The organism is Chamaesiphon sp. OTE_75_metabat_556 (assembly GCF_031378165.1).
Lineage (GTDB): Bacteria > Cyanobacteriota > Cyanobacteriia > Cyanobacteriales > Chamaesiphonaceae > Chamaesiphon.
On sequence record NZ_JANNDR010000204.1, the window covers coordinates 1 to 12,791 of the forward strand.

Annotated in this window: 10 protein-coding genes; 5 read left to right on the plus strand and 5 right to left on the minus strand. The window is 46.8% G+C overall.

Annotated features, from left to right (window positions below; translation table 11 throughout):
• The first annotated feature begins 171 nt into the window (after window positions 1–171).
• On the plus strand, window positions 172–693 hold the full coding sequence (locus tag RMO27_RS08370) for a hypothetical protein (RefSeq protein ID WP_309731250.1): 522 nt from the start codon (window positions 172–174) through the stop codon (window positions 691–693).
• A 161-nt stretch (window positions 694–854) separates the two neighbouring features.
• Here the strand turns inward: RMO27_RS08370 and RMO27_RS08375 are convergent, their stop codons facing one another.
• Window positions 855–2,054, minus strand: a complete 1,200-nt coding sequence (locus RMO27_RS08375) for a response regulator (protein ID WP_309731252.1) — start codon at window positions 2,052–2,054, stop codon at window positions 855–857.
• Window positions 2,055–2,513: 459 nt separating this feature from the next.
• Here RMO27_RS08375 and csaB point away from each other — a divergent pair, with 459 nt between their 5' ends.
• On the plus strand, window positions 2,514–3,584 hold the full coding sequence (csaB, locus tag RMO27_RS08380) for a polysaccharide pyruvyl transferase CsaB (protein ID WP_309731254.1): 1,071 nt from the start codon (window positions 2,514–2,516) through the stop codon (window positions 3,582–3,584).
• Between the two features lie 47 nt (window positions 3,585–3,631).
• Entirely contained in the window at window positions 3,632–4,756 is a 1,125-nt protein-coding gene (locus RMO27_RS08385) for a hypothetical protein (RefSeq protein ID WP_309731256.1), read from the plus strand.
• Window positions 4,757–4,929: 173 nt separating this feature from the next.
• Here RMO27_RS08385 and RMO27_RS08390 read toward each other — a convergent pair whose 3' ends face one another.
• The 3 genes from RMO27_RS08390 to RMO27_RS08400 all read right to left on the minus strand — a co-directional run bounded on the left by RMO27_RS08390 (window position 4,930) and on the right by RMO27_RS08400 (window position 9,500).
• Window positions 4,930–6,024, minus strand: a complete 1,095-nt coding sequence (locus RMO27_RS08390) for a peptidylprolyl isomerase (RefSeq protein ID WP_396133642.1) — start codon at window positions 6,022–6,024, stop codon at window positions 4,930–4,932.
• Window positions 6,025–6,108: 84 nt separating this feature from the next.
• Entirely contained in the window at window positions 6,109–7,554 is a 1,446-nt protein-coding gene (locus RMO27_RS08395; protein WP_309731261.1) for an FAD-binding domain-containing protein, read from the minus strand.
• A gap of 227 nt (window positions 7,555–7,781) precedes the next feature.
• The gene (locus RMO27_RS08400) at window positions 7,782–9,500 is read right to left on the minus strand and encodes an AarF/ABC1/UbiB kinase family protein (protein ID WP_309731263.1); all 1,719 of its coding nucleotides are present in this window, start codon (window positions 9,498–9,500) and stop codon (window positions 7,782–7,784) included.
• 219 nt (window positions 9,501–9,719) lie between these two features.
• Here RMO27_RS08400 and RMO27_RS08405 point away from each other — a divergent pair, with 219 nt between their 5' ends.
• Window positions 9,720–10,598: an NAD(P)-dependent oxidoreductase gene (locus tag RMO27_RS08405; protein WP_309731266.1), complete on the plus strand. Its 879-nt coding sequence runs from the start codon at window positions 9,720–9,722 to the stop codon at window positions 10,596–10,598.
• A gap of 27 nt (window positions 10,599–10,625) precedes the next feature.
• Here the strand turns inward: RMO27_RS08405 and RMO27_RS08410 are convergent, their stop codons facing one another.
• The gene (locus RMO27_RS08410) at window positions 10,626–11,042 is read right to left on the minus strand and encodes a secondary thiamine-phosphate synthase enzyme YjbQ (RefSeq protein ID WP_309731270.1); all 417 of its coding nucleotides are present in this window, start codon (window positions 11,040–11,042) and stop codon (window positions 10,626–10,628) included.
• A 254-nt stretch (window positions 11,043–11,296) separates the two neighbouring features.
• Between RMO27_RS08410 and hemL the strand changes: the two genes are divergently transcribed.
• Entirely contained in the window at window positions 11,297–12,598 is a 1,302-nt protein-coding gene (hemL, locus tag RMO27_RS08415) for a glutamate-1-semialdehyde 2,1-aminomutase (RefSeq protein ID WP_309731272.1), read from the plus strand.
• The last annotated feature ends 193 nt before the right edge of the window (window positions 12,599–12,791 follow it).

Below are 12,791 nucleotides of genomic sequence, written 5' to 3' on the forward strand. Positions count from 1 at the left end.
TATTAATACTAGAATTAAGTTAATTCTCCACCAAAGTTACGGTTTTACTAGTTTCAAATCGATGAGAGAAAAACTGTTGGCTTGCTTATTTAAATAATCTCCGCTCCGCTCCGATCATTTGAATAAGTTTAAATTATCACCCTAAGTACAGGAGAGCCAACTTGTAAACTCATGTCAATCTCAAATCAGGCATTGCTATTGGCAGATATCCAAGCACAGACTGGGACTACTCAAAATTTTCAGTATTGTGTGAAAATCGCCAACTTAAATAAATATCCCAACTATTTGGTGTTTGCGCGAATTAGTTCGTCAACAGCTAGTCCTAGTGCCTATATCCAGCTTCAGCCAGGTCGATGCATCTTGGTTGAGGGCTATCGAGCGAGCTTGAATATTACCGCGATCGCCAAAAATCGCATCCAAACCAGCGATCTCAAAAAAACTAATGTGGGGACAGTTCTCAAAAATCCGCAACTGCAAAAATCATTAATTGTCGGTACGCCAAGCATCGGTCGGCCTTTTTCGATGCCGATGATTCTGGAAAGCAAAAAGGTTGAGGCTAGTTTTGAGATTCAGTCGATCGACTCCCAGGGCTTAAAATTAATGCGGGTGCCCGAATCACCAGTACTCAATTTACTATTATTACCCGCGATCGGTGTGGCACTTTGGGGCTGGCGCGTCTGGAAATGCTCGTAAAAAATTGTCTCAGTCATGCTGCATTGGTTGACTGATATCTAGCTATCGATCGACGTCGATCGTCAAAACCCCTAACCTGATAATTTGAAATCAGTAAGCATCGCTGATTATCGGAAGATGTCCGATAGCCGCAAAACACCGTCTCTCTAGAGCGGGGAGTGTCAACTATTACTCATCTGAACATATCTATTCAGTACTTCTAGAACTGAAGTCGAGCGAATTGGTTTACCTAGAAATCCGTTAGCACCACTTAATTCGGCGCGTTCGCGCTCGAATGAACCATCTCTGGAAGAGAGAATCACGATCGGGACATTTTTGAGCGATGATATTTTCCGAATTTTTTCACAGATCTCGTATCCATTAATCGCTGGCATAATCAAATCCAAGAAAATCAGATCGGGCTTGTTTTGAATTAGGGCAGTAATAATCCGGCGTGGGTCTTGTACCCCAAAGGATCTATACCCATGCTGAGTTAGAATTTGTTCCAAGCTTTCATAAACCGATAGTTCATCATCGATACAAGCGATTAGTGGCTGTGAATTTATGGGTAATCGATCGGTTGCGATGCCGGCTATTTTCGACTCTGTTGTTAGGGCTGCTGGTGACTCATCCAATCTTTCCTGTCCGCTTGTATTTTCAATTTCAGTCGAATTATAAATTACTAGATCGGAAAAGAAAATTATGTTTTTTTGAATGAGCGATAATAAAGGTTGAGTAAACTCCAGAATATGTTTGTGATGGCGAATAGCTAAATTCCTCAGAGATTGACTGCCATCGATTGATAATAAAAGTGTTCGCAAACCTCGATCTTCAATACTCATTAAGATCGGTTCAGTTAAGCTGGTATTCACGAATTTGCCAGGAAAGTAATTACCTAATCCTGCATTACTCCACTCCTGCCAATTAAAAAGCACTTGAGCGAGGATCGTTCTAGTTTTAAGTAATGGTAAGCTAGTATTTGCTCTTAACGCATAGCTACCAACCGGGATGAGTTGATAAGAAAGCTGATTGTTATTGAATTGCACATATTGAATAATATCAAATAGCACCTCTAGTACTGCCGATTGTTGCGCGATCGTATTAGTATCTTTAGCTGTATTTAGATCGTCTTCATTTATTGATGAATCGAGTGGTAAATTGAGATGTGCAATTTCTAAATTTCGCTGCCAGCGATGCTCAGGATCTATGCCACCATGAACTTGGCTCAAATATCCGGACGAAAATGATATCATCCAGCTCTGAGTAGACGGAACTTGAATAATTAAGTTACCGCTAAAGGATGTTTTCTCGATTTCCTTTAGTTGATTCACTAGATTCTGAAAATTTTGTTCGTCTTCTTTGAAAATTTCTTGAGTAGTCATTGCTGATTATAAGTATGAATTTTTATCTGCAGAAATATAGCCGCCGATCGATATTGCTTGTGGCCATTTCTACTGCTGGTAAACGATGGGGCGCATCTCAGCTTCCATAATTCTCGAAGATAAAATAGTCTCGATCGCCACACTCCCCATATCAATGGCTTGTGAGGAGCTTTTCATGTGAAAAAATAATAAAAACTGTGTTGCTCCCTATCTGATTGAGATATACATGAAATCATATGTACGCATATTATCTCACCATTTATTTAATGTTTAAATCTTCAGGCTTTACATTTTAGATGATTTCCCTGCACATACGAGTCAATCCATCATGTCACTAACATTTAAGCCGCAATCACCCCGTCTAAGCGATTGCCGAAGGCAGTCCAGAGGACAACGAGTCTTGACAACGAGCCGATCCGTGTAAAATATCCCTAAGGTATCGATCGGGTGTGCGACCAAATGACTGAGATCCAGGCTGTGCTGTGTGGTTATTACGGCAAAGGTAATGGTGGTGATGAAGCCTTGCTGGTGTCGATGCTGGAAATGTTGCCGCCACAGGTGAAGCCATTAGTATTGTCCGCCACGCCCCGCGCTACCGCCAAAAGCTATGGCGTCAAAAGTTACGATCGGATGAATAGCGGCTCGGTCGTCCGTGCCCTCAAAGAATCCCAAGTATTGATTTTAGGTGGCGGCAGCCTGATTCAAGATGCCACCAGTCTGCGGAATTCGATTTATTACGGTGGGCTAATGGGTTTAGCCCGCCAGTTCGGACTGAAAACGATCGCGATCGCTCAAGGTATCGGCCCTGTCGATCAGCCGCTGACGCGGTGGATTGCCAAACAAGCATTTAGTAATTGCATGGCTCTGAGCGTCCGCGATCCAGCTTCAGCGGCATTATTGGCATCCTGGGAACTAGATTGCGTCATGGCTCCCGATCCCGTGTGGAGTATGGCGGCGACACCCGTACCCGCAATTGCCAGTATTCCCAGCCCCAAAATCGCCGTCACCTTGCGATCGCATCCCAAATTGACAAATGAACGCTTGGAGACACTAACTACTGCCTTAGTGGACTTACAAGCCGCTACTGGCAGCCATATTTTGCTCGTACCCTTTCAACCGACTACAGATCTGGATCTGGCACGACAGATTCAATCCGAACTGACCGATAATAGTCAAGTAGTCACGCTGACCGACCCCAAACAACTCAAAGGTCTATTTCAAGGCGTCGATCTGGCGATCGGGATGCGGTATCACAGCCTGATCATGGCCGCAGCCGAGGGGTGTAAATGCTGGGCGATTAGTTACGACCCAAAAGTGAGTAAACTAATGACAGAAATCGATCTTCCTGGCTGGGAATTGGCCGATATTCCCACAGATGCAGCTACAATAACTCAAGCTTGGCAACAACATCTGGAAACTGGAACTGCATTGAGTTCCCAATCGCTGCAAACGATCCGCCAAAAATCGATCGCGCACAAGGACTTGCTGAGTGAAGCAATTAATCAGATCCAACTACAGTCACCAGATTAGATTAGGACTTCCCTCGCCATCTACCACCACTACCTATCAATCCTGCCATGTCCCCAGCAGCACCACAGCCTGATTCGCAAGCCACAGCAGACCAATCGATCGAAACCGTCTATACCACAGTAGCCGCTCAACACGATCGGACTGATTGGTTGACAGTAGTTAGCAATTTGCGGCAAATCAACCGCCAACTAGTCGAAGAAATTGCCAGATTGGAACAATCGCTCGCCTCTGCCAAACAGACACTTCACAATCAGCAAGAAGCAAATCAGGCGCATGAAATTACCATCTTGCAACAACAAGATGAACTGAACGTGGCACGCGATCGCGTCGGTGCGCTCTTCTCGCAACTAGAGAGTTCTCACCAAATCGGTCAACGCCAACAAACGCTGATCGAAACCCTCTCCCAGCAACTAGAAATCGTGCAAACGGTCGTCCCCCAGATCGAAGCAGAACATGAAGAACTCCGTCAAAAATATCAACAGCAAGCGCAAAAATTAACCAAAACCGAACAAGTCGCCCTCGAACTCCATCGTCGCCTCAAACTGCAAGCTGCTGCGGTGACTAAAGATGCTCCAAGTCCGAGCTTCTCAGATCCCAGCGTCAGTGAACAGCAGTCAACAAGGGCAGATTTCGAGCCGATCTTCGGTAACACATCGACTGAAACTATTGCTGCTGCACAATTAGCCCACGATCGCGATCTCGCCAGCAATCCAGCCGCGCCACAGCGGGAGGAAAGTGTTGCCGACTCAGACCTCGAAATTGCCATGTCCGATGCCGATCTCTCGATCGCCGAAATTGACCCAGCACCGCCTGTAGCAACGCTCCAGCTACCCGAACAACGGGACTCCAGATGGATGCCATCAGCACCCACTCTAGCCAAGACGACCATTACCGCTGCCACACCAGCACCCAACCCGATCGACTGGCGCGAAGCGATCTTGCAAGACAGAGTAACTGCCAACAATCGGATTCAGACCACATTAGATCCGATCGCCCAGGCACCGCTGTCATCAGATACTGTCGATAAAGAAAGCACCGCACTCACCGAACCGATCGCCAAATCCGCCCCAAATTGGCCATCGATCGTCGTCGATCGTCAGCCGCAACGCGGGATCGACAAAACAACCGTCAAGATCGATCTCCCCAAATTCCCCAAGAAACAACCAGATTAATCGATCTCTCACTCGATTGGATATTCTTTGGGATATCCAGTATTTGTTGTCAAAACGAATCACCTAACCCAAATCAGCAATACCAATTCAGCAATCGGGAGGGGCGATCTAGATTAAGATCGCTCCTCCCGATTGCTGAAGATGTGCAAAATCGAACCTGCGCCTATATAAACCTATACCTTCAACAAATCTGCCCCTTCAATCACCTTGGCAGACACAATTTTATCGTTAGCTTTGAGTTGTCCGAGCACTTCCTGTCCCGAAGTTACGTAACCGAACACCGTGTAACGTCCATCGAGGAGATTTCGTCCTGCTGGAGTCAACTCTGGCTCGAACAGAAAGAAGAAAAATTGTGACGAACCACCATTGGGATCGTTCTCGGGACGTGCCATGGCTAGAGCACCATAGGACGAAAACGGTAACACGGGTTCTTCACGGAAGCGTCCGGCATCTTCCATCGTAATCCCATACATTGGCTCTTTATCGCCTTTGACCATTACTTCTAATGGTACCGCTCGATATTTTTTGGTTTTGGGATCGATGAAGCCGACTTCTGCACCTGGCGGATCGCCAATTTGCAGGACATAATCATTTTCGGCACGGGTGAAGGCGAGATCGTTATAAAAACCGCGATTGACGAGATCGACAAAGTTACCCGCCGTCACTGGCGCGCTATAGCCATCGACAGTCAGGTTGATATCACCTTTGGTTGTCTTGAGGGAGATCGTCGCGCGACCTTGAAGCTGCGGTAGATTACTATATTCTGAAGGTACTGTGTAAGGGAAATCCGTCACCATCGTCGCTTCGAGCGTGCCAATTTTGGCTAATGCCTCAGCACGGACAGCTTGCACCTGCGGCTTATCCTTAGCTGCTGTCGCTAGTGCCAATGCTTCGATATTAGTTTGAATTTCAGTTATCAGCGTTTGGGCTTGCGCTTGTTTAGCTTCGGGTACACTTTTGAGGATATCAGCTTGCTGTGTTTTGACTACTACGGCTGCTTTCTTGACATCGCTATTAATCGTACTCCACTGCTTGCCGCGCAAATGATTGGAAATATCTTCCAAACTGTTTTGGAGATCCCGCACTGGTTTATTGTCGATCGGGAGTGCATAGCGCAAAATGGCCTGTCCGTCGGTAATTGCATTTCCAGACGGTAACAGAGTTGCGGCACTAATCCCCGCCGAAAGTGTGAGCAGCAGCACCGCGACTACTCCCGTCTGGAGCCAGTGCCGCCAGCGGCGCAGTATAGAATTTTTGCCCATTTGCATTGCTAACAATATTCATATAATCCAACTCTCTCATCTTGCCACATCAGCAGCCCCAGCAACTCTAGGATTTTACACACCCACACATCAGCCTGCCTCTTGCGAAGCACCCTTAACGCTAGCGTATAACTCTTTAAACAACCGTTGCTGCACATTGTGATCGACGATCGGCAGGGGATAGCCGATTTGATGACGAGTGAGGGGTAAGATATCACCACTGAGGATGAGTTTTGTATTGATCGATTTCAATTCTGGCACCCATTGGCGGATATAGTCGCCCTCGCGATCGAATTTTTGGGCTTGGGTATAAGGATTGAAAATTCGCAATGGTTTGGGGTCCATGCCGCTCGATGCGCTCCATTGCCAGCCGCCATTATTGGCGGATAAATCGCCATCGATGAGAGTTTGCATGAAGTATTTTTCCCCCCACTGCCAGTTAATAATCAAATCCTTGGTGAGAAAGCTAGCGACAATCATCCGACAACGATTGTGCATCCAGCCAGTTTGATTGAGTTGGCGCATGGCTGCATCGACGATCGGATAGCCCGTTTTGCCCTCACACCAGGCTTGAAACTGAGTTTCATCGTTTTGCCAGGGAAAGTGCTTGAAGGGTTCTCGATAAGCCCCCTGAGCGAGACTTGGGAAATGATACATCGCCTGTTGGTAAAACTCTCGCCATGCGAGTTCTTGCTGCCAAGTCGTAACCCCCGCACGGGTTTCATCGCTGCTGGCTGCATTTAGTGCTGCTATTGTTGCCGCCCAGACAGTCCGAATCCCGATCGTTCCAAATTTCAGGGCAGCACTTAATCCCGATGTACCAACGATTGCGGGATAATTACGTTGTTCGTCATATTCACCGATCGATCGCTGGCAAAATGCAGCTAATTCTCGTTCTGCTGCACTAGTACTTGGCTCTAAGGTGAGTGGCTTATCCCACGTAAATCCTAACGCTGTGGCAGTCGGGAGATCGATCGTCGGTACTTGCTGCAAATCCTGAAGTTCGGTGGCGGTTAATGCACTTTTAGGTAGAATTACTCTCACTGGTGCAGGTTTCGATCGACCGATCCAGTTGCGCCAAAATGGTGTGTACACGGTATAAGGCTGCTGATTGCCCGTTCTAATTTCGGTGGGATCGTGTAGCAGTCGATCCCAATTGGTATGGACGGCAATCTGGCGTTGTTTTAAAGCTGTGGCGACGCGCTCGTCACGAGTTTGTGAATATGGTTCGACATCGAGATGCCAATAGACAGCTTTAGCCTTGAGAGTAGTTGCTAGTTGCGGAATTTTTTCGACAGGATCGCCTTCGACAAATAGCAGTTGGCTCCCAGCTTGGCGATAATCTTCCGCTAGCGATTTCAAGCAGCCGACTAGGTAAGCAACTCTGGCGGGGGCAACACTCTCATTAGCAAGAATCGCTCGATCGAAACAAAATAACCCAGCTACTCTAACCTTGGTTGCAGCAGCTTGAGCTAAACCAATACTATCGGAGATCCGGAGATCGCTGCGATGCCAAAATAAAACCAAATCTGACATGTCAATGAGCAATTAGGGATTGGATGTTGGGAAACGATCAGAATCGGGATTGCCAGCGGCACAGATTCAGGGTACCCACAAGGGGCAACCTACAGGTTAATTGTGTAGGGGTGCCCCGTCTTGTCATTTTTTTGTTCGGGGGAAACCCTAGACATAAAAACGCCGCTTGTGGGTGCCCTCAGATCTCTGCTTTTACTAGTCTTTATGTATTGGCTATCGATTAATTTTTATTTAATTGAATTCGCCAGCGAACCGATGAGAGAATTAACACCAGCCGTCGAAATATTGCCAATTGTTTTGGGAACATTATTAGCTAAAGCACCAAATGCTAAATTTAATAACTTAGCTGGTTCGAGTTCGCCTTTAACTAAATTCCATAATTGTTGCACTTCACTCAGATGCAAGCGATTATCTTCAGTCAGTGCCATGATCAGTTGATTGCGTAACGATCGACCTTCTTCGGACATCAAGAACTGGAATCCTAATTGGGCGGTAGGTAATAGATCGAAATTGCGATCGCTGCGGGCGATGCCAATCATATTTTCCAGGCGTTGCCACTGCAATTTACCATCTTTGATGATTACTTCGATTAACCGTCGCCGCATTTCGGGAGTTTCGCTATTAAGTAATCGCTGTGCGACATATGGATAACCAATTTCCACAATCTTAAAATCTGGATTGAGGCTAAGTGCTACCCCCTCTTGAGTAACGAGCGAACGAATAATCAAAGAAAATTGAGCGGGAATCCGGAAGGGGTATTCAAACATCAACCCCGAAAATTCATCGGTAACGGTTTTGAAATTAAAGTTGCCAACGCTTTCACCCATGGCATTACCCAGGACTTTTTCAAGAGCTGGAATGATCGGAGAAATATCGATGTCGGGAGTTAAAAATCCCAGTTTGACGAAATCATCTGTGAGAGATAGGTAATCCTTATTGATCAGATGAACGACCGATCCGGCAATCGTTTCTTTAGTATGTTGGGTGAGTTGATCCATCATCCCAAAATCAATAAATGCCATGCGTCCATCCGCCATCGCAAATAAATTGCCAGGATGGGGATCTGCGTGAAAGAATCCAAATTCTAATAGCTGTCTCATTCCTGAGGTTACGCCAGCCTTAATCAGAAGATCTCGATCGAGTCCAGCTCTTCTGATGCCTTCTAGATCTGTTAACTTGATACCATCGATCCACTCTAGCGTGAGTACTGTCTGACTGCTGTATCTCCAATAAATTAATGGTACTTTAACCGTCGGATCGTCATGAAAGTTTGCTGCGAATTTCTCGGCATTCCGCCCTTCATTTTGATAATCAATTTCTTCAAATAACTTCGTGCCAAATTCATCGACGACAATCGTCAAATTATCACCCAAATTCAATGGTAAAAATGGCTTGATCCAAGTTGCCGCCCACCGCATTAAGTATAGATCGCAGGTAATTATCGGCAATAAATTTGGACGTTGCACTTTCACGGCAACTTCTTCACCGCTATACAATCTCGCTTTATAAACTTGGCCTAAACTTGCTGCCGCCACTGGACGTGGTGAAATTTCTTTGTATAATTCATCGACCGATCGCTTGAGCTGCGATTCGATAATTTGCATTGCCAACTCATTATCAAAAGGTGGGAGTTGGTCTTGGAGTTTGATTAGTTCATCTAGAAAATCTTGCCTAACTAAATCCGGTCGCGTCGAGAGCGATTGTCCGACTTTAATATACGTTGGCCCCAACTGGGTCAGGATCTCGCGCAACTGCTCGGCACGTTGATATTTATTAGCGTCGGTGTTACCCACCGATTGATCGAGTAGCACCCCAATCAGGAATCCTGCAAACAACCAGACGATCGTTAATGCCCTCCAGACAACCAGCCACGGCCGTCGATGATAATAACTAGCAATCGCTTGGGGATCGTAACGCCGCAGTTGGGCAAGTTGTTGCTGACTCACGTTGTAAAGCTGCCTCTTAAACTCTTAATTTAGTGGGTATTATGATAATTATTGACCGAAAAAGTTAACTTTCATTACACTATTCCCTAATATCTTAACTTTTCTAACCTCTGGAGCTAAATTCTCCTTAATATTAGTATACAAAAATCTCAATCCCGTCCGGCTGGTGCGATAACCGAACCAGCCGAAAGCTGCCAACTATTTACTAGTCTTCCGATCGTGCAGAAATTACTAATTACTGGTGCTAGTGGCTTTTTGGGCTGGAATCTCGCTCAGATAGCCCGAACGCAATGGGAAACTCATGGTTTTTATCACCAACAGCCGATCGAGATTGCTAGTGTCACGCTACATCAAGTCGATCTCACCGATATCGATCGAGTCACAGCAGCGATCGATCGGATCGCACCGGATGCCATTATTCATACAGCGGCGGCGTCCAATCCGAACTTTTGTCAGCAACAGCCAGAGGTGTCTCATCGCATTAATGTCATCGCCTCCCAGTCACTCGCCCAAATCTGTGCTGCGGCCAAAATTCCATTGGTATTTACCTCTACCGATCTAGTCTTTGATGGCACCCAAGCACCTTATCTAGAGACAGATCCAGTCTCGCCGATTAATATCTATGGCGAGCAGAAGGTAGCCGCCGAGTGCGCGATTTTAGCGACATGCGATCGAGCCGTCATCTGTCGGATGCCATTGATGTTTGGCAATGCCCCCTCAACCGCCATGAGTTTTATCCAACCGTGGCTGAAATCGTTAAGCGCGGGACAAAGTTTGCAGCTATTTGTCGATGAGTTTCGGACACCCGTAGGTGCCACAACTGCGGCTCAAGGCTTATTAATGGCGTTACAAATGTCCCCAGGCATTCTGAATTTAGGCGGTTGCGAACGGATTTCTCGTTATGAGTTTGGGCTGCTCATGGCAGATGTATTTGGGTTCGATCGATCCTTGTTATCGCCGATCTATCAACAGGACTTGGTGATGGCGGCTCCCCGTGCGGCAGACGTTTCGCTCGATAGTACTAAAGCGATCGAATTAGGCTATGTGCTGCCTTCATTGCGGGAAGAATTATCAGCCATCCTGGCAGCTCAAAAATGAGCGATCCTTTCTCATAATTAGCCCTGCTCAATCTCCACTGATATGGACTACCAACTCGCGATTGTAGCGATGTTGACGATGCTCCCATAGATAAATGCCCTGCCAAGTACCCAGCACCAAGTTGCCGCGCATAATCGGGATTTGTTCGGAAGTATGCGTCAGGGCGGTGCGGATATGTGCGGGCATATCATCGGCACCTTCGGCTGAATGAATATATTTGTCACCTTCAGGCACTAACTTCGCCAAGAAGTCAGCCAAATCAATGAGGACATCAGGATCGGCATTTTCTTGAATGACTAAACTTGCTGATGTGTGACGTAAAAATAACGTACATAATCCGGTTGCAATGTTTGAGTCGGCGACAATGCTCTTGACTTGGGAAGTGATGTTGACAAAAGATTTAGGCGTGCTGGGGATCGTCAGCATTTTTTGGTAGTGAGTCATGATGTCATCGGTCGATCGTTATTATCATTATTGCTGTTTGGGGCGATCGATCTGAATCCAACCCCAATACCGAATCGATCGTTACTGCCATCATCTTTGCTTACCCAGATATCTCCGCTATCGATCAAGATCGCAACAATGTTGTGATGTAGGTCTTGGGTAATCGGGTCAACTCTACTAAAATTACTATAGTCTCGATCGCCTTTAAGTTAGAATGTTCTTAAAATCAGCTTTATAACCTTTGGGAGAAAAAATTGGTTTCTACATCTAATTTGAAAACTACAAAATCCGAAGAAATATTTGCTGCGGCTCAGAAACTGATGCCCGGTGGGGTCAACTCCCCCGTGCGGGCATTTAAATCAGTCGGCGGCCAACCCATCGTCTTCGATCGCGTTAAAGATGCCTATGTCTGGGACGTAGATGGCAATCAGTATATCGATTATGTCGGTAGTTGGGGACCTGCAATCTGCGGACATGCCCATCCCGAAGTAATCGCCGCCTTGCATGACGCCCTGGCTAAAGGGACTAGTTTCGGTGCGCCCTGCTACCTGGAAAACGTCCTCGCCGAAATGGTGATCAATGCCGTTCCCAGCGTCGAAATGGTGCGATTTGTCAATTCCGGTACCGAAGCTTGTATGGCTGTCCTGCGGCTGATGCGTGCCTTTACCGGACGCGATAAGATTATCAAATTTGAAGGCTGTTACCACGGACATGCCGACATGTTCTTGGTCAAAGCTGGTTCTGGTGTCGCTACGCTCGGTTTGCCCGATTCCCCTGGCGTCCCCAAATCGACGACCGCCGATACCCTGACCGCACCTTACAACGATTTAGAAGCAGTCAAAGAGCTGTTTGCGGCCAATCCCGACAGTATTTCGGGAGTAATTCTCGAACCTGTAGTCGGAAATGCGGGCTTTATCGTCCCCGATGCGGGGTTCCTCGAAGGCTTGCGGTTGATTACCCAAGAATATGGCGCACTGTTGGTTTTCGACGAAGTGATGACTGGTTTCCGCATTTCCTATGGGGGTGCGCAGCAGAGATTCGGCGTCACCCCCGATCTGACAACGATGGGCAAAGTCATCGGTGGTGGTTTACCCGTTGGTGCCTATGGCGGCCGCAAGGAGATCATGTCAATGGTCGCACCAGCAGGGCCAATGTACCAAGCCGGGACGCTCTCGGGCAACCCATTGGCCATGACAGCGGGAATTAAAACGCTAGAATTGCTCCAAAAGCCTGGTGCTTATGAGTACCTAGATAAAATCACTAAACGGTTAATCGACGGCTTGCTGCAAATTGCCAGCGACACTGGACATGCAGCTTGTGGGGGGAATATCAGTGGGATGTTTGGGCTATTTTTCTGTGAAGGGCCGGTTCACAATTTTGAGGACGCCAAGCATTCGGACGTGACTAAATTCGGTCGCTTCCATCGGGGGATGTTGGAGCAGGGGATCTATCTAGCACCATCACAGTTTGAGGCTGGATTTACTTCACTGGCGCATACGGAGGAAGATATCGATCGCACTCTCGCAGCGGCTAGAGCGGTGATGTCGCAAATCTAGATGCCTGAATAATTACCTAGAAACTAAATAGAAACCCGACTTCTTTGAGGTCGGGTTTCTAGATATTAGGAGCGATATTTGGCTCGATCGATTATTTTGCATTGCTGTTTTAAGACATGAAACGATCCCAAAATTTGGGGTAGGGGCAATTCATGAATTGCCCCTACCCCAAATTTTGAGATCTTCTCTAAAG

What these genes read in the sequence shown, in the direction of transcription:
- RMO27_RS08390 (WP_396133642.1), bottom strand. Translation starts at nt 6,024, where the DNA reads ATGCAAATGGGCAAAAATTCTATACTGCGCCGCTGGCGGCACTGGCTC.
- RMO27_RS08385 (WP_309731256.1), top strand. Translation starts at nt 3,632, where the DNA reads ATGTCCCCAGCAGCACCACAGCCTGATTCGCAAGCCACAGCAGACCAA.
- RMO27_RS08395 (WP_309731261.1), bottom strand. Translation starts at nt 7,554, where the DNA reads ATGTCAGATTTGGTTTTATTTTGGCATCGCAGCGATCTCCGGATCTCC.
- RMO27_RS08370 (WP_309731250.1), top strand. Translation starts at nt 172, where the DNA reads ATGTCAATCTCAAATCAGGCATTGCTATTGGCAGATATCCAAGCACAG.
- RMO27_RS08375 (WP_309731252.1), bottom strand. Translation starts at nt 2,054, where the DNA reads ATGACTACTCAAGAAATTTTCAAAGAAGACGAACAAAATTTTCAGAAT.
- csaB (WP_309731254.1), top strand. Translation starts at nt 2,514, where the DNA reads ATGACTGAGATCCAGGCTGTGCTGTGTGGTTATTACGGCAAAGGTAAT.
- RMO27_RS08410 (WP_309731270.1), bottom strand. Translation starts at nt 11,042, where the DNA reads ATGACTCACTACCAAAAAATGCTGACGATCCCCAGCACGCCTAAATCT.